Source organism: Paenibacillus sp. FSL F4-0087 (assembly GCF_038020215.1).
GTDB classification, from domain to species: Bacteria; Bacillota; Bacilli; order Paenibacillales; family Paenibacillaceae; genus Paenibacillus; species Paenibacillus taichungensis.
The window spans coordinates 1,650,714-1,668,819 of record NZ_JBBODJ010000001.1 but is presented as its reverse complement, the minus strand read 5'-3'; the positions used below and the strand labels follow the sequence as shown (position 1 = coordinate 1,668,819).

General features: G+C 47.8%; 12 protein-coding genes. 8 read left to right on the top strand and 4 right to left on the bottom strand.

What is annotated here, in order from left to right; translation table 11 throughout:
* Positions 1 to 341: 341 nt before the first annotated feature.
* Positions 342 to 3,152, bottom strand: a complete 2,811-nt coding sequence (locus MHB84_RS07920; RefSeq protein WP_445322101.1) for a chitinase N-terminal domain-containing protein — start codon at positions 3,150 to 3,152, stop codon at positions 342 to 344.
* Positions 3,153 to 3,357: 205 nt separating this feature from the next.
* Positions 3,358 to 3,834: an RNA polymerase sigma factor gene (locus tag MHB84_RS07915; RefSeq protein ID WP_076290302.1), complete on the bottom strand. Its 477-nt coding sequence runs from the start codon at positions 3,832 to 3,834 to the stop codon at positions 3,358 to 3,360.
* A 206-nt stretch (positions 3,835 to 4,040) separates the two neighbouring features.
* Here MHB84_RS07915 and MHB84_RS07910 point away from each other — a divergent pair, with 206 nt between their 5' ends.
* From MHB84_RS07910 to MHB84_RS07880, 7 genes are all read left to right on the top strand, one after another.
* A complete protein-coding gene (locus tag MHB84_RS07910) occupies positions 4,041 to 4,754 on the top strand; it encodes a response regulator transcription factor (protein ID WP_076290301.1) in 714 nt (237 codons plus the stop codon).
* Entirely contained in the window at positions 4,751 to 6,214 is a 1,464-nt protein-coding gene (locus MHB84_RS07905; protein ID WP_076290300.1) for a sensor histidine kinase, read from the top strand. The genes MHB84_RS07910 and MHB84_RS07905 overlap by 4 nt, the downstream gene beginning before the upstream one ends.
* Positions 6,211 to 7,368, top strand: a complete 1,158-nt coding sequence (locus MHB84_RS07900; RefSeq protein ID WP_076290299.1) for a hypothetical protein — start codon at positions 6,211 to 6,213, stop codon at positions 7,366 to 7,368. Before MHB84_RS07905 ends, MHB84_RS07900 begins: the two co-directional genes overlap by 4 nt.
* Positions 7,369 to 7,602: 234 nt before the next feature.
* Entirely contained in the window at positions 7,603 to 8,307 is a 705-nt protein-coding gene (locus MHB84_RS07895) for an ABC transporter ATP-binding protein (RefSeq protein ID WP_076290298.1), read from the top strand.
* On the top strand, positions 8,304 to 9,668 hold the full coding sequence (locus MHB84_RS07890) for an ABC transporter permease (RefSeq protein WP_076290297.1): 1,365 nt from the start codon (positions 8,304 to 8,306) through the stop codon (positions 9,666 to 9,668). The genes MHB84_RS07895 and MHB84_RS07890 overlap by 4 nt, the downstream gene beginning before the upstream one ends.
* Positions 9,669 to 9,759: 91 nt before the next feature.
* On the top strand, positions 9,760 to 10,851 hold the full coding sequence (locus MHB84_RS07885) for an efflux RND transporter periplasmic adaptor subunit (RefSeq protein ID WP_179087190.1): 1,092 nt from the start codon (positions 9,760 to 9,762) through the stop codon (positions 10,849 to 10,851).
* A gap of 550 nt (positions 10,852 to 11,401) precedes the next feature.
* Positions 11,402 to 13,834, top strand: coding sequence for a glycoside hydrolase family 6 protein (locus MHB84_RS07880; RefSeq protein ID WP_076290296.1), 2,433 nt, complete (start codon positions 11,402 to 11,404; stop codon positions 13,832 to 13,834).
* A 165-nt stretch (positions 13,835 to 13,999) separates the two neighbouring features.
* On the opposite strand, the gene MHB84_RS07875 is transcribed toward MHB84_RS07880, so the two are convergent.
* The gene (locus MHB84_RS07875; protein ID WP_076290295.1) at positions 14,000 to 14,464 is read right to left on the bottom strand and encodes a hypothetical protein; all 465 of its coding nucleotides are present in this window, start codon (positions 14,462 to 14,464) and stop codon (positions 14,000 to 14,002) included.
* A 490-nt stretch (positions 14,465 to 14,954) separates the two neighbouring features.
* Here MHB84_RS07875 and MHB84_RS07870 point away from each other — a divergent pair, with 490 nt between their 5' ends.
* Positions 14,955 to 17,297: a rhamnogalacturonan lyase gene (locus MHB84_RS07870; protein WP_076290458.1), complete on the top strand. Its 2,343-nt coding sequence runs from the start codon at positions 14,955 to 14,957 to the stop codon at positions 17,295 to 17,297.
* Positions 17,298 to 17,466: 169 nt separating this feature from the next.
* Here MHB84_RS07870 and MHB84_RS07865 read toward each other — a convergent pair whose 3' ends face one another.
* A complete protein-coding gene (locus MHB84_RS07865; protein WP_076290294.1) occupies positions 17,467 to 18,072 on the bottom strand; it encodes a histidine phosphatase family protein in 606 nt (201 codons plus the stop codon).
* Positions 18,073 to 18,106: the final 34 nt, after the last annotated feature.

Below are 18,106 nucleotides of genomic sequence, written 5' to 3'. Positions count from 1 at the left end.
GAAAAAATAATAACGTATTATGGGTAGCTAAAAAAGATAATTAGAAGATATTAAAGAATATAAAATTAACATTAATGAAGGAATGATAATTAGAAAAGAAAGCGATTTAACTTCGAAATCGATAGATTTTCCTATAACGCGAACAAAAGGTTCACAAGTCAGTAGGAATGAAGACCAAACTATTGTCATTGAGTGGACAGATATGAATGGTAACAACTTTGAAGAGAAACTGATCTTAAGAGGAAAATAACAAAAAAACCGAAGCGAGTGCCTGGAGTCCCGGCAAACTTGCTTCGGTTTTTAAATGCTTGGTTAAAACGTTAGGCATTCCTTATTGAGATTTAGCTTGCTGCTGGCAGAGATACAGCGGATTTCGTTACTTGTACCGTAATCGTTTCCGTGCTTGTCACACCCGCTGCATTGATCAGCTCGGCGCGATACGTGTACGTTCCATTCGCGTGACCGGATACATCTGTCACAGCGCTTTGTGCATTAGGTGTTACTGCGTTCAGTGCTTTGGTATCGATCAGTTGACCATTCTCATAGAGACGGTATTCTGTTGCATTTGTTCCCCACCACAGATTCATCGTCACTTTGTAGTTGCCGTCCCCATCCCAATTGTCTTGGGAGAGAACGGCTTTGCCAGGTGCAGCATTCGCAACTTGTACTGTGAGTACTTCACTGCGAGTTGTACCCTTGGAGTTCGTCAGCTCAGCTACGTAGGTATAAGTACCGTTAGCTTTGCCATTGATCGTTGTTTGGGCCGATTGCGCCGCTGGTGTAGCGTCAGTCAGCTTTTGTGTGTCAATCAGCACGCCATCTTCATACAGCTTGTAGCTTGTGCCATTGTCACCCCACCAGAGGTTCATCGTAACCGTATAAGATCCTTCAGACAGACCGTTGCTGTAACCATTGTTGGATGTCAGCGCCGGTTTACCTGGTGCGCCAACAGCTGGCGTCGAAGGTCCTTCTTCGCCGCCTTCTTCAACTGCTACGAAATCATTCAAGCTTCTAGGCTTCAGTTGAAATACATCTTTGAAAATAGCGGCAACACCAGTCACGCTGATTTTATCGCCTGCTGCATAAGGGAAGGTCGTTTGCGTTACACCTGTGCGTGTATCCACACGAACATGCGTGCTTGTTCCGTCCGCTGCAACTGCATCAAATTCAAATGAACCTACTGGTGTTGCACTAATGATGTTCTCAACAGTTACTTCTTTCAATTGAACGAGTTGACCTTGGTTTGCAGCCGTAACTGCTGGCACTTCAATGGCAGCAGGGATGGAGGCTGTACCCGTTTTCTCGATCGCTACGATATCCGTAAGCTCAAATTCACTGTTGTACAGCGCCGTTGCTGCGGTTACTTTAACCACATCTCCAGCGTGGAAGCCGCCAGTGCTTTGGAAAACATAAAGGCCGCCGGTTGTGTCTTGAAGATAGAAGGATTGTCCACCAAAAGCACCTGGCTCTGTAGTAACTACGCCCTCAACCGTAACTGTTGAACCAGCTGCTTTGGTGCGAGCATCAGCAATGCTGATTGTTGCCGGGATTGGTCCTTCTTCTTCCGGAAGCTGCTCAGCCGGAACATTGCCGACGGTAACTGCAGTCGTGATCAGGTTGCTGCCGTTCAGACGCAGACGCAGGCTGGCAGCGCCCGTTGTACCTGATTTAATGCGGACATTCAGGTCCTTGATTGCGCGACCTTTGCTGTCGGAAGTTACGCTAAAGTTGGAGCTGTAACCGTACGAAGTCGGCCATGTACCACCTTCATTCTGAATCATGGCGACCTGTGTTCCGCCAGTCAGGTAAATCCCTGCACTGTAACCGGAAACGGTTGTGTTAGCAGGCATGTTCTCTACAACCACACGGATCTGGAAATCCTCCGCATTAGGAAGGGTGTCCTGCTTCACGAAGCTGTAGGAAGCGTTCGCGCTTGAAGCTGGTCCACCATAAGAACCTGCTTTGAACGTGGAACGATCATACCACTTGTATCCTGCAGCTGGTGCGGCCCAAGGTTCAGCCTGTGGTTCTGTGGAAGCCGCAGGTTGTTCGAACGGAAGCAATGCTGTTGCATTATCCAATTGAAGTCCGCTCACTTGAGTCAAGCTAGTGTAATTTTCTTGAGTAGCAAGCCAGTTAACGGTATTGACCAGCAATTTGCCATCATCAACTTCTTTGAAGCCGTCATATGTTGTTTTGCGAGCGCCAGTCTCTTCACGCAGATATTTCGGTGAAGCATCCTCAACCGGAGAAGAGTCCCCAATAAACGCTGCTTTACCTGCACCCAATTTGGATACGGCTACGTAAGGACCTTCTTCAACTCCACCACCGTTGTATACGCCCTGGTCAACAGCGTTTGGCCAAGCCGCATTCGTTTTCGGCAGGTATACAATACCTTTAGCTTTTGTTGGATCGGTGATCGCAAGTGTGGACCCTGCATGCATGGCTACAGCAGATACACCTTCCGTAATGCCAAATGCCTGTCCAGCAGGCACAATGTTAGTGGCGTTAATATCGCCTAATGCGTTGTAACGGAAGCGTACGCCGAAATTATCGGACAGCCAATCCGTGCTGGTTACATTTTGCATCGCCTCAGAGTTACGCTCCTCTGTGCTCATGCCTTTGGCTGGATCTTCGAATGCGCCACGACGATAGCCGTTAATCGCTTCAGAACCGTCCCAACGGTTTTTGTTACGGTCAGCATTGTAGTGATCTCCAATGAAGAAGATGCTGCCGCCTTTTTCTACATATTCTTTCAGCGCTGCCTGTTCTGTCGTTTTGAAGGGAACATTCGGTTCAGCAATAACAAACACGTTATAATCTTTCAGATCGTCATAGGTAAAAGGAGACGTCTTGCGCAGTTCCTTTACATAATATCCATCGTTCGCGAGTGCATTGCCGAAGTCCGAGAAGCCTCCGTCAATGACCCAGTCAGCCGCTCCGGCTGTCTGTGCATGAGTATTGTCGAACAATACTTTCTTGCCTGCATTTCCATTAACAACCTTTGCCTGAATGAACGGTGCAGGGTCTGTTGCCCATTCGGCCTGAACCGACGCATCTCCATTCCACAATCCAATCTGAAGCGGCAATGCCATGGATAATGCCAGGAGTGATTTTACCCATACTCCTCGCATACGTGTCAATTTACCCAACCAAATCCCTCCCAAATATTAGTTAAAACATGAGTTCGTCCATATTCTAACACACCAAAATCTCACATAGTCATAACAATTTGTAAAAACGAACTCGACTTTTGTAAAAATGAGTCCTTTGTCATGCTCCATAGAACAAATTTTGATACATTCTAACATCAGATGTTGATTTCACGTCATTTCTACTCATGAAAAAAGCCATCTCTTATGAGATGACTTTGGCCCGAATCCGATTGACAGCATGGAATACCGAGGATTTGATCATGCCTTCACTGCGGTTGACGAGCTTGGCGGTTTCCTTGATGCTGTACCCGTGAATCACGCGTAATTCAAGAATTTTGCGATGCTCTGTATTGTTAATGATCGACACAAGGTCGTTAACACCTTCAGTGATCTCCAATTCGGATGTATCACAGTGATACGTCTGCATCTCCAACTTACTGTCCCGCTTCAGTGTACGGGTCCGCTTGCGGAATGTATCCATGGCGAGGTTGCGGGCAATTCTTTTGAGGTAGTAGAGAAGCCGCTCTTCCGGAATATCTGCCGATACATTCATCATTCGGATGAAGCACTCCTGCGTGAGATCCTCTGCATCCTGTTGATTTTTGACGATCTGAGATAGATACCGTGTCACTTCTGATTTATAGTTTACATAAGCATCATGAATGGTTGTTTTGTTCACGTGATGTTTTCCCCTTTGGATACCGATCTGACTTTGTCCGGTCTGGTTTGTTCTCTGTGTTCCAAGTATATCGGGATGATGTTTCCAAAGACGCCAGACTTGTATCCGAGTTGTAACATTTCCGGTGAACCTCTGTTCAATCCTGGAGCAGAGATACAAAATATAAGGCAGATGAAATTCATAGAGCAAGGAGATTAAGATTCATCATGAGACCGAAACAGATTTTGATTATTGAAGACGAAGAGTCCATTCGCGACATCCTGTCCTATTCTTTGCGCAAGGAAGGATTTGAGATGATTGAAGCAGCAACAGGCAGAGAGGGCTTGGATCTGCTCAGAGAGTCCAGACCAGACTTGATCCTGCTCGACCTGATGCTGCCTGATATGAGCGGGTTCGATGTATGCAGACAACTTTCTGTGAATTCGAAGATTCCCGTAATTATGATTACGGCGAAGTCCGATATGCTGGACAAGGTGCTCGGCATGGAGCTGGGGGCGGATGATTATATTACTAAGCCATTCGACATTCGTGAGGTAGTTGTGCGCATTCGGGCCATTTTCCGCCGGATTGATCTAATCAGCGAGACGCTGGAGAATCAGTCTTATGAAGTGGTACGGCTTGGCAGACATATTGAGATACGCAAGGATGAGCGTGAAGTCTGGAAAGATGGGGAACGCGCCGGACTGACCAATAAGGAGTATGATCTGCTCTTATATTTGGTCAACCATCACCGCAAAGTACATACAAGGTCCGAGTTGCTGGATAAAGTGTGGGGATTTGATTTTCCCGGAGATACCCGGACGGTAGACATTCATATTCAGCGCATCCGCAAGAAGCTGGATAGTGGGGAGCAGGGGATTTCACTTATCGAGACGGTCTTCGGCGTAGGTTACAAACTGAATATTCAGGTGCATACATGAAGTGGACGATCCAGTTCAAAATGGTCGTTCTTTTCTCGGTCATCGTATTTATCGGTTTTTCAGCCTTGCTCATTATTTCGAATAAAGTGGGTGAGGAGAACATGTACAGGGAAGTGCAGGAGGACATGGTGCAATCCAAAAAAAACCTGGATATCGCGCTCAATCAATACTTCCTGATTCATAACAAACGGATTAGTGAGGACTCCCTAGGAACAGGAAATCGAGACCTCGCAGAACAGATCGGCTCCGCAGTAGGCGGCAAGGTCGTGGTCTATCGGTCTGATGGCACTCCCTTTAGCAGCACGGGTGCGAAGGCGAAGCTGGCTGCTGCTCAAACCTCTGATCTACAGGCTGCCATGAAATCAAAGATCGCCTATACAACCGTGGTGGACAAAGGCAGAGTAACAGGGAATCTGTCTTTCCCTGTGCTGTCGGAGGGGAGCATCCTTGGCATTATCCAGCTGGAAAGGGATTATACGGATCTGTTCAAACGGCATCTGCGATTTCAGAACACCATCAAGGGCTTTGCAGCCGTCATTTTTGTGTTTGTTTTCATTGGATCTGTCTTTATTTCACGCCAGATTACGAAGCCGATTCGTGTGTTGACAAAACGTTCAGCCGAAGTTGCACAAGGCAGCCTGAATGCAGACATCCACATCTCCACGAAAGATGAGATTGGAGAGCTGGCTTCCAGCTTTACGGTCATGATTGCTCGGGTAAAGGAGCAGATTGACGTGATTGAGAGAGAACGGGATGAGGTCAAGCATTTACAGGCACGCAACAAGGTTTTTTTTGACAATGTGACGCATGAATTAAAGACACCGCTGACCACGATACTGGGGTATGCCCAGATTTTGCGGGATAATGGATTTACGGATCAAGCTTTCTTCGATAAAGGGTTGAAATATATTATCAACGAAAGCCAACGCCTCAACGTCATGGTTGCGGATATCCTGGAAGTGACCGTATCGTCCACACCGATTCAGACCTTTCGTTTTGAGCGGGTGAATGTATCCAATATTATTCGGGAAGCCTGCGAAGACATGTCCATCAAGGCGGGCAAGTACAATATTGGCATTCGCTATGAGCTGGAAGAAATGCTGTATGTCCAGGGGGACTGGAATAAGCTCAAGGAAGTTTTTTTGAATGTGCTGGATAACTCGGTCAAATACGGGAATGTGAATTCCATCATTCAGGTCCAATCATTTCGGCTGGGGGAATCAGTAGCTATACTGATTCGTGATGAAGGAGAAGGCATTCCGGAGGAAGCGCTGAAGCATGTATTTGAACCCTTTTACAGGGATAACGGGATGAACAGGACAGAGAAGGGAAGCGCTGGGCTGGGCTTGTCAATTGTGAAAAACACGGTGGAGCAGCATGGGGGAACGGTGGAGATGAAGAGTATATTAAACAAGGGAACACAGGTGAATATCAGTCTACCTGGAGAATCGGACGTATGAAGAAACGAGGATTTTGGAGCAGATATCGCGATATGCTTATGTTATCCGGTTTGCTGATTGTATTTGTCGGAGGTATCTTTGGCATTGGTAGCCTGTTCAGCATTGGACATGGGAAGCCCAGAACAGTCATTCTGCCGGATAAACAGTTCAACAGCCGCCTCACCCCACCGCCAAGCAGCACCATTCAGATTGAGTCGGCTACCAAGCTGCCCAATGACTTTGCCATTTATGATTTTGAGGTAGCAGATCCCAACACGGTCATATTGAATCGGCCGGATCGTTCCTATACCGGGATCAAGCTGTCGCAGCTGCATATGGATGATAACATCTTGAAGGACATCGCCACGAATACAGAGTATGGCATTACCTTGAGTCCGGATCAGAGCAAGCTGATTTACTCTCAATACCGATCGAGTCAGGCGCAGAAGACAACCTATGAATATGACTTGAAAACAGGAGAACATCATAAGCTGAAGAATGACAACTCCTATTCACGTGTCTTTGTAGGTAATGAATCCTACATCGGATATGATGACCTGGTGTTCAACATGGTGGATCTGGATACAGGAAAGAAACATGAATTGTACAGTTATGATGAGTTAGTTGCCAAGGTTGCGCAGGTGAGTAACATTTCAAGTCCGGATGATACCCTGATTATGCTGGATTCATATGAGATTAGCCGGGATCTATCACGGGTGTATGTGCTGGTCAAACTGAAAGAAAATTACGCCGTCTATAGCTTCTCTCTGAACGACAAAAATGATATCACCGCATACACCCCTGCCCAGGATATACAGCAGTTTAAGGTATTGAAAAATGGGGACATGCTGATTCAGGGCATGATCAACAACGAACAGGGATTGTATAGATATCGAGCGGATACCAAGAAGTTTGAGCTGCTGGTGAAAGGGCCCATCTGGAGCTTCGATCTGGATGAGGAGGAGTCCCGCATTGCCTATTTTTTGACACTCGAAGGACAGAAGAACGAGGTGCACATTGCCTATCTGAATGACCGCAAGCTGGGGTCCGATACGGTTATCTACCGGAATATCGATTACTTTATCAAGTTGAAATGGAATGACAGCAATCTCTTTGTGGTCGGGAGCTCCATGGAAAAAAGCGAGTTATACCGGTTTAGCTTCCGTGCTTGGTAAAGATGTGAATATGGAATGCTAAATCATTAAGGCCCTAGGAATCAAGTCGCTATGTTAAGGACTGAACCCCTAGGGCCTTTTTGTGATTTGAACATGTTGCATAAATCCAAAGAAGGCCTTTCAATCCAATGCAGCTAAAGGCTGATTTTACAAATTGGATACAAGTCCAGATTGGACCGATACATCTGATGGCTATAATTACCTCTATTACATCGATGAGAGGAAGCCGGATTCATGCTGCGAGTAGAACAGGTGTCACACACATTCCGCAATACACAAGGGACTGTTCCCGTGTTGCAGGACATTAACATATCCGTGGGTAAGGGTGAGATGGTTGCACTGCTGGGAAGCTCCGGTTCAGGCAAATCGACGTTATTGCATCTGATGGCAGGTCTGATGAAGCCAGACACAGGCAAGATCCTTATAGCAGATCAGGATATTGTGCGTATGAGTGAGAACCGACTGGCGGAATTCCGCCGGACACATATTGGTTTTATTTTTCAGGCGTATGAGCTGCTGGCGAACCTGACAATTCGGGAAAATGTAGAGCTGCCGCTCGTGTTTCAGGGCATTCGCCCATCACGGCGTAAGCAAAAGGCGATGCACCTGCTGGAACAGGTTGGCCTTGTCGGCAAGTCCGACTTATTCCCTTCCCAGCTATCGGGAGGGCAGCAGCAGCGCGTCAGCATTGCGCGTTCACTGATTACGGAGCCGTCCGTCATATTCGCGGACGAGCCTACCGGGAACCTCGATACCCGAACGGAGGAAGAGATCATTTCCATTTTACAACAGCTGAATCGGGAGATGCATACAACATTCGTTATTGTCACGCATGAGGCTGAAGTGGCGGAGCAGATGCAGGTTGTCATTACATTGCAGGACGGATGCTTGGTGGAGAGTAGCCAGTCCAAGGCAGTAGAGCAAGGAGAGCGGTTGTGAGAGTTCTGGATGTGTTGCGAATGTCATGGGGACAGATTGTGCGCAGGAAGGTGGTAACTCTACTGTGCATGATTGGCCTGTCCATCGGCTGTGCGGCCATGATTATTGCATTAAGCGTGGGGCAGTCGGTACAGGTCTATGGTGAGAAAACGTTAAATGAGAATTACAAAATGGATGAGATTACGGTATCACCCAATGAGGGAATCGGTTCGGGCGGAAGTAATGGGCAGACGTCCACCTTCGAACGAGGAGCGCTAACGGCTCGAAAAATCGATATTATTGCCAGCCTTCCGCATGTTGTCGCCGTTGCTCCGATGCTGAAGCTGGATATGCTGGAGATGGCTACATTGGATGGCAAAAGCTCCAATGTGGAAGTCATCGGTACAGAGCTTGGGTCATTGAGCCGTTTCGGCTACCGTTTTGACAAAGGCGGGGCATCGGGGATTAGCGGAGCCGCTATTGTGAATTACGGTGCAACCTTCGGACTTGTAGATGCCGAGGTGATACGCGAACTGAACAACAAGCTCATGGAGGATTCGTTTAATGACGAGTTTCTACAGCAGTACATGGCATTGATGTCTACCCAAGCCGAGCTGTTTCAGGCACAGTTTAACCTGAAATATCAGGACATGAATGATTCCGCCAAAGCCAAAACAAGCTCTCCTTTGCGAGTGACGGGAGTACTGAAGGTGCCTGGCGGCATGAGTGAGAACAATGCCATGTATGACAAAAAGGTCTATGTTTCCCTCGAAACCGCCCGGATGCTCGCGGAACAGTTCCAGAGCAGTCAGGCACAGGCCGCGGCAGCAGGACGGTTGAATTCGGCGCTCGTGAAGGTAGAGGACAAGAAGTATGTGGCACAAGTGCAGGAGCAGATTCAGAAGCTGACGCTAATGACAGACAGCAATCTGTATCAGGAGCAGGCGATGAAGGAACAGCTTGGCATGTACCAGAAGGCCGCTATGGGCATAGGGATATTCGTCATGCTGCTGGCTTCGCTGTCCATTATTGTTGCGATGATCATGTCCACGCATCAGCGCCGCAAACAGATTGGTGTCATGAAAGTGCTGGGAGCCAATCTGTGGCAGATCAGGCAGATGTTCATTACTGAAGCTGCTGTACTTGGAGTGTTGGGCGGCATTGTTGGTGTCTTCATCGCTTACGGAGCCATTCAGGGGGTAAATGGACTGCTCCAAGGACAAATCTCGATGGAGGCAAGCACACCTCTCCAAGTGGTTATTGAGACGTCGGCCCTGCCTGCTGGTATAGCGTTTGCGGTGTTGACCGGAGTACTCTCGGGAATCTATCCGGCGATTAGCGCCTCGCGTACAAATGCGTTGCAGGTAATTAAATCGGCATAAATAAAGCAGAGATACAGGAAAGCACAGTTTATGGATTTAAGGATTTAACAGACAGAATCAACAGACAGATTCAATGAAGGGACATACGGCAATGAAGAATTCGGCAATAAGCAAATGGATAAAGAGAATCATCATGATCGGACTGCTCGCAGGCGCTGGATATTTTCTGTACCAGCAATATAAACCGGTACCCGAAGCGCCCATCGAGGCTCCGCAGCCCATTACATTTGGAGTCACACAGGAGACGATCACGCAGGAAATTCAGGTTAAAGGCAAGTCGGCTTATGCCAAACAGACGGATGTGTATGCTCCCTTTGCCGCGAAAATAAAGCAGTGGAATGTGGAGAACGGGGAGCCCATTCACAAGGGAGCCGTCATGTTCTCGCTTGATTCGAAAGCATTGCAGACGGAAGTGCAGCAGTTGGAGACCGATATTGAGAAATCGAGGCTGGAAGCTCAATTGAATGAGATTGGTCTTACTCAGGGAGAGGGCCCCGAGCAATTAGGGGTTACTGAAGATGAACGGAAGAAAGCCTTCGCCGAGCGGGAAACCAAGCGACTGACCAACGAAATGAACAAGGAATCCATCGCTGTAAAGGAGCAGGAGGTTCAGGCTAAGAAAGCGGTCATTGGTTTATCTACCGTGTACGCGCCGGTATCCGGTGTGTTTTTGATGAACGATACGGAGACCAAGACACGTATGGTGGGTGAAGGTCAGTATGTAGGTACCATTGTGGACACGGGCAAACTACAATTTGTTGCGACCATTAGCGAGCAGGAGCTATTCAAAATCCAAACAGGCATGCCTGTAAGTGTACATATGACGGGAAATAAGGAGGTTCCGTTAACCGGAAAGGTCAGCAAAATCTCCAAGTTTGCCAAAAAGGGAACGGAAACAGATCTGAAACAGCCTTCCCAATTCGATATTGTCATTGATTTGAAGCCAAACGCCAAGCTGATCGGTGGATTAAGTCTGGAGGGCAAGATTGAAACGCTGCGCAAGGAGAAAGCGACGGTCGTTCCCACGCTGGCGGTCATGCGAGATCAGGATACGGCATATGTGATGCTGGATCAGGGCAACGGGCAATATGTACAGCAGACGATTCAAACAGGCATCGAGACAGATGACAAGACTGAAGTATTGAACGGCTTGAAACCAGGAGATATTGTAGTGCTTCCGTAAAAAAAGGGTATGAGAATATGCTATGTCAATTAGCTCATTACGGGGAATAAGCCCGTGATGGGCCTTTTTTATGGCTTGGGGAGGCACATCTCAGAATTCCTGCCTGATTTATGGAATTAAATATAATAATTTTTAATAAATTCAATTTACAGTAATATTTACATGGGTTATAATCGATTCATAAGGAGGTGGACACGCGATGTGAGGTTTGTATCGAGGGTAAGCCTTTTTTTAAAACCTCTTAAAGTAAGCGCTTACTTAACTTGAGTCTGAGCAATGCCTTGAAATCCGTTCACCAAAGATCACCCGCACACACCTACAGATGTTATCCCCCTTGCTTTGTCCCTTAACCTCAGTGTAAGACACCATTTCTGTTTCTTGTTTCACACCTTATTGTTGTTGACCTGGCTTGTCCCAATTGAACTACATTCATGGAGGTGAAGTCCCTACAGCTCATCCATACGTTCTCTACCGTGCATAGCATCTTGCCGACACAGAGGATCAGACATGAGTATATACCCAATCCAAGTACAGGAAAGGTGGAACCCTAATGACTAAATCGAAAACCTTATCGAAAGGCGGAAAGGTGCTTCGCAGAAGTGTAAAACAAATGCTGGCAGCAACGCTGCTCGCGGCGGGCATTTTCCCGGGCATGGCTCCAGGAGTGAGTCAGGCAGCTGAAGCGCATGTGGATAATCCGTTTGTCGGAGCTACGTCGTATTTAAACCAGGATTATTCCGCTCTCGTGGATACGTCTATTGCTCTCACCAGTGATGCTTCATTAAAAGCCAAAATGGAAACGGTCAAATCCTATCCAACGGCAGTCTGGATCGACCGTATTGCCGCCATTAATGGTGGAACAGACAATGCCGGACGCAAAAGTGTGGAGCAGCATCTGGATGCCGCCTTGGCACAAAAGAAGGCAGGTACTCCAATTACCGCTTCATTCGTTATCTACAACTTACCTGGGCGGGATTGTCATGCGCTTGCATCCAATGGTGAACTTCCACTAACACAGGCGGCACTGCAGACGTATAAAAATGATTATATCAATGTAATCGCCGATATTTTTGCAAAGCCCAAGTATCAAGACATTCGCATCATCGCTATCATTGAGCCAGACAGTCTGCCCAATCTGGTAACTAATCTGAGTACACCAGCTTGTGCACAGGCGAGTTCAACAGGCATCTATGAAGCTGGCGTGAAATACGCCTTGGAAAAGCTGCATGCCATTCCGAATGTGTACAACTACCTGGATATTGGTCACTCCGGCTGGCTTGGTTGGGATAACAACCGTACAGGCGCAATCTCGCTGTATACCAGCGTTGTCCAAGGAACAACAGCAGGTCTGAGCAGCGCCGATGGCTTCATTACGAACACGGCGAACAGCACACCGCTGAATGAACCGAATCTGCCTAATCCGGATCTGAATATTGGCGGCCAACCCATCAAGTCTTCCAAGTTTTACGAGTGGAATCCTTACTTCGACGAAACCGATTTCACTGCGGCACTGTATAGCGGATTTGTACAAGCTGGCTGGCCGGCCAGCACAGGCTTCCTTATTGATACCAGCCGCAATGGATGGGGCGGGGTGAACCGTCCAACGTCTGCTACAGGCAGTGATATTAACACGTACGTGAACTCCGGGCGTGTGGATAAGCGCGATCACCGGGGGAACTGGTGTAATAACAGTGGAGCAGGCATAGGTGAAGCACCTAAAGCAGCACCAGGACCAGCCCATCTGGATGCCTATGTATGGGTCAAACCTCCAGGGGAGTCTGATGGCTCCAGCTCGGAAATTCCGAACAACGAAGGCAAAGGTTTCGACCGGATGTGTGATCCAACGTTTACAACTCGTGATGGTGTATTGACGGGTGCGCTACCTAATGCACCAGTGTCAGGTCACTGGTTCCATGACCAATTCGTCATGTTGGTGCAAAACTCATTCCCTGTTCTTCCTGCTAGCAATGGTGGAGGGGGTGGAACGACAGCTCCAGCGGCTCCGGCAACACTGTCTGCGACAGCAGGTAACGCACAGGTTTCCCTGAGCTGGACAGCCTCCACAGGTGCGACCAGTTATAACGTGAAGCGGGCGTTGAGTGCATCGGGTCCATTCACTACGGTTGCTGCGGGCGTGACCGGCACATCGTATGCCAACACAGGTCTGATCAATGGAACAACCTATTATTATGTAGTTAGTGCCGTGAACGCTGCGGGTGAGAGTGTGAATTCGGCAGTACAAAGTGCTGTGCCGGTTGCAGGCGTAACCGCTCCTGCCGCACCAACAGCATTGACAGCTACGGCAGGTAATGCGCAAATCAGCTTGTCCTGGGCGGCTTCGCCAGGAGCAACAGGTTATAACGTGAAACGGGCGTTGAGTGCATCAGGTCCATTCACTACGGTTGCTACGGGCGTGAGCGGCACATCCTACACGAATACAGGGCTGACCAATGGAACGACCTATCATTATGTGGTTAGTGCCGTGAACGCTGCCGGGGAAAGTATCAATTCTGCCGCAGCTTCTGCAACACCACAAAGTGTAGTTGTTCCGACCAGTGACCTGGTTCTGCAATATCGTGCGGGAGATACGAACGCGGCAGATAACCAAATCAAACCGTATTTCAACATCAAAAACGTAGGTAACACGGCTGTAAACCTGAGTGATCTGAAAATCCGTTATTACTTCTCCAAAGAAGGTACCGCAGCGATGGACTCTGCAATTGACTGGGCTCAGGTCGGTGGTGATAACATCCAGCGCACGTTCACCGATTCCTATGTGGAGCTGAGCTTTACTTCTGGAGCAGGTGCGATCCAGGCAGGTGGACAGTCTGGGGACATCCAGCTCCGCATGTACAAAACGGACTGGAGCAACTTTGATGAAACCAATGATTATTCCTACGATCCAACCAAAACATCCTATCAGGACTGGAACAAGGTGACCCTCTACAAAGGCGGTACCCTGGTCTGGGGCATTGAGCCTTAAAAGGGTGGCCAGATGATGGCCGAAGTGTTCAGTAATTAAGGCGAGTAAGATGATCTGATGCAGTGAAGGTCATAAGGGCGTTTCCAGCCAAACACAAAGTAGGGGCGTTTCGAAGTCATGTTCATGACCTTGGAACGCCCTTGCTGTTATTTTCAGCTTCACGTATCAACTGTTAATAGCTATGCACCAACTCTCATGGAGAGGGGCTTCAAAATCAGAGAGAGTAAGAGTGGAACGGGATAAGTTTTTTCTTGTAATGACTTCATCTTCATAATCATAGCCAAACCAGAGATGCCAGATTTCCAAATTTATTTCTTTATTAAGTGTAGTAACATAATTATATAATTCCTTCGTTAGATCTATTGGAGGAACATCAAATTTATAAATATGATTGAGATTAGTATATTTGCTCATGATTTTTAAAGCATATGAAGCACTTTCTATGTGAAAATGATTAGACGCTACCGGATCACCATAAAGAACCTTTACATGTTCATTCATTTCTTTCCAAGGAATCAGGCCATCCGGAACATTCATACGAATCATATCCCCTACAGTTAAAATCTCTTGTCCTCTAAGTTTGATCTCGGGAATTGGACGATCTGCTACTATGTAGAATTCGAAACTCATCTTCAATCACCCTGCCTTCATAAGGTACTCTTATATTATTGCATACAAGGGAATATTTTGAATATAAAATAACCGAAACGGCTGCTCGGCTGAACCGAAAGTACATATTTTCACATTAATCCTTCCTGAACAACACTGATTATTGATCGTTTTGGACGGATATTTGCCTATGTCACAGCAGGTGGGATGTCTATAATAATACCCGATGGGCAGGATGAAGCTGCTCTGATGGAGAGAGATTGGAAGGGGGACGGAGTCAAAGAAGTCTGTTCAGGAGAGTTATTCATTTATATTATTGTAAGCGCATTCAGTAAAGTTTGAAGGATATGAACGTCTGTATGGATTGACGGATGTCGCCACGATCCAAGCACAGCCATAAGCATCACCCATTCTGTCTCAAGGAGAGTGAAGGTCGATGAAATCCAAAATAACAGCGCCGATACATAAGGGATCGGTTTCAGGTATGCACTCCAATCGCAGGAAGGTGCGTATGCCACTTGCAGCCAAAATGCTGTCTTCGGCACTAAGCGTTGCTTTGCTCGTTGCGGGAACAGCGGGTGCGAGCGGAGCAGCAGCTTCCAGTGAGAACAGCGCGGCTGAGGCCAGCGTGCAGTCACATAAGGGAGGTAGTTCTTTGAAAGACATTCAGCTTGAGTATCTTGATCGCGGTCTGGTTGCGGCGTCTACTTCCGAGGGTGTTTTTCTCAGTTGGAGATTGCTTGGTGACGAGGCTACAGGGTATAGCGATAAAGGTCTGACAGGCACGGATTTCAACGTATATCGTGATGGCAAGAAGATTGCTACGGTCACCGACAGCACCAACTATGTTGATGCCTCAGGCAAATCGTCGTCCCGTTATGAAGTGGCAGCAGTAAGCAATAAGGGCAAGGAGAGCAAACGCAGTGCAACTGTCAAACCTTGGGCGAACGGCTACGTCGATATTCCTTTGCAAAAACCGGCCGATGGTGTGACGCCAGTGGGAGAAGCCTACTCGTATTCTGCAAATGACATGAGTGTGGGCGATGTGGATGGGGACGGTCAGTATGAGTTTTTTGTAAAATGGGACCCTTCTAACTCCAAGGATGTTTCGCAAAAAGGCTACACCGGTAAAACTTACGTGGATTGTTACACACTGGACGGACAATTGCTGTACCGGATTGATCTCGGGGTTAACATCCGTTCGGGTGCTCATTATACACAGATGCTCGTTTATGATTTTGACGGGGATGGTAAGGCTGAGCTGATGTTCAAGACCGCACCGGGAACCAAGATTATCAATTATAACAAAAAAGGAAAGGTCACTTCCGAGAAATACATCACCCTTCCGAAGCAGGATCGCAAGGCAGGATACTCCAACGAAGATGATTACCGTTTAAGTGCAGATGGCTACTATGATCATGTCGTGGATATGTTCAAAAACTGGCATAAACATGAAGAGGTCGTGAAGGGCAACTGGCCTGCTACGTTGGAGGAAGATTTTGGGATTGAGAAAAAGTATAGTTATCCATTGTCTCAGAAGGATGCTGAGAGCTTGGCCGATTACTTCATCGATGTGTATGCACCAAGCCGCAGTGACAAGAATGAGCTGCGCAAGTTCGAAGGTTTTATCGTGGATGGACCTGAGTATGTAACGGTGTTCGAAGGAGAGTCAGGCAAAGAGCTGGAGACCATTCCTTATGAGCCGGGACGACAGGATGATGGGTTGATGTGGGGCGATTACGCAATGGCGCGTATTGAACCAGCGAACCGGGTAGATCGTTTCCTGGCAGGCGTGGCATATCTGGATGGAAAGAAACCGTCTGCAATCTTTGCACGCGGGTACTACACACGTTCGACCATGGTCGCCTACAACTGGGATGGCAAAAAGCTCAAACGTGAATGGAAAGTGGATAGTGGCTGGACACCGATGAAGAATCCGTTCAATGACGGTCCGCATGGTGTGGACGGTACAGATCCGGTGTATGGCTCCATTACAACGCAAGGCGCGCACTATTTCAGTGTCGCTGATGTGGATGGAGACGGTAAACAGGAGATTGTGTACGGCTCGGCCACGATTGATCATGATGGCAGTGTGCTGTACAGCTCCAAGGACCTGATGCCTGCGGAGAGTGCTGCTCCGGGAACAATTGCACGTCTGGGCCATGGGGATGCACTCCATGTAGCGGATATTGATCCAGATCGTCCAGGACTGGAGATCTTCATGGTGCATGAGGGTGGTCCTTGGGCGCCATACGGATATTCCCTGCGGGATGCGAAGACTGGGCAAGTGATCTATGGCGGATACACGGGCAAAGATACCGGACGCGGCATGATCGGTGATGTGGACCCGACTCGCCGCGGCTTGGAGACATGGGCTGTGGGACTATGGACGGCCAGCGGTGAGAAAATAAGCGATAAAGCTCCTGGCACGAATATGAATATACGCTGGGCCGGCGATATGACAACTCAGATCGTGGACGGTGCCATCGATGTTACACCTACGATTAAAGATTGGAATCGAGGCACGCTGCTGACCGCAACCGGAACGTTGACTAACAATTATACTAAAGGTACGCCATCTCTCGTTGCGGATATCTTCGGGGATTGGCGGGAAGAGATGCTGGTGAGAACTGAGGACAGCTCGGCGATCCGCATCTACCTGAGCACCGAGAAGACTGACCGAAAACTGTACACGCTGATGCACGATGCGATGTATCGTGTCGGCATTGCTGGACAGAACAGTGGATACAATCAGCCGTCCTACCCATCCTTCTACATGGCATCGGATATCGATTGGTCGAAAGTTACGCTGCCCAAGTTCCACACGCCCAGTTCGGGTATGGGTGAAAAGTGAGAAGTGAGAAGTGAGAAGTAATAGGCGATAGGTTTTCAAAAGTATTATTTCTTTATAGGAAGTGTTTACTATTGTATTAAAGTGAAGCTCTGGAGTAACCTCAGTGCGTTTAGCGTACGGGAGGTTACCCGGAGTTTTTTGATATGGCTAAACGAAGCAACATACGGCTTCATCCTTCCAAATGTGATACCGATGCAAAATCTTGAATGGTGTACTTCCCGTTTCCATAAATCAATGTGGTGATGGAGCATTCGGGAATCAACTGACTTTGCATCGCGATAAAATCAGGATGCCAGACGTTAAGTTCATGCTCTGGGAATGTGTTTACGAGAAAATCTGTAATTAACCCTCCATGAGTAACGAGAACGATATAGCTGTCTGGTGGCTCTACACTCGTCAATTCCGTTAGGAAAAAGGCCAAACGTTCGCCTGCTTGCTTAGAGGAATCACCTACAGGTGGGAGAAAGTCTGGATCATTTGTGCATCGGTCCCACATCGCGATGAATTCTTCAAAAGTTTGTTCAGGCAGGTCACCCCAGTTGGCGCGTTCCCGCAGACGCGAGTTTTCAGTCACTGTAATGTTTGTTTGGAGAGCAATATGCGCCGCAGTGTCGATCGCTCTTTGAAGTGGGCTTGTAATGATTTTGGTGACAGGTACGTTAGCTAAATGAAGTGCTGTTGATTTAGCTTGTACTACTCCCTCGGATGTGATGGGAACATCACCGATGCACTTTTCTTTTAATGCATGCCTCACCAAAAAAAATGTAGTTTTCATAGTCTCAAGACCTCCTGGCTATAGATTGGATGAA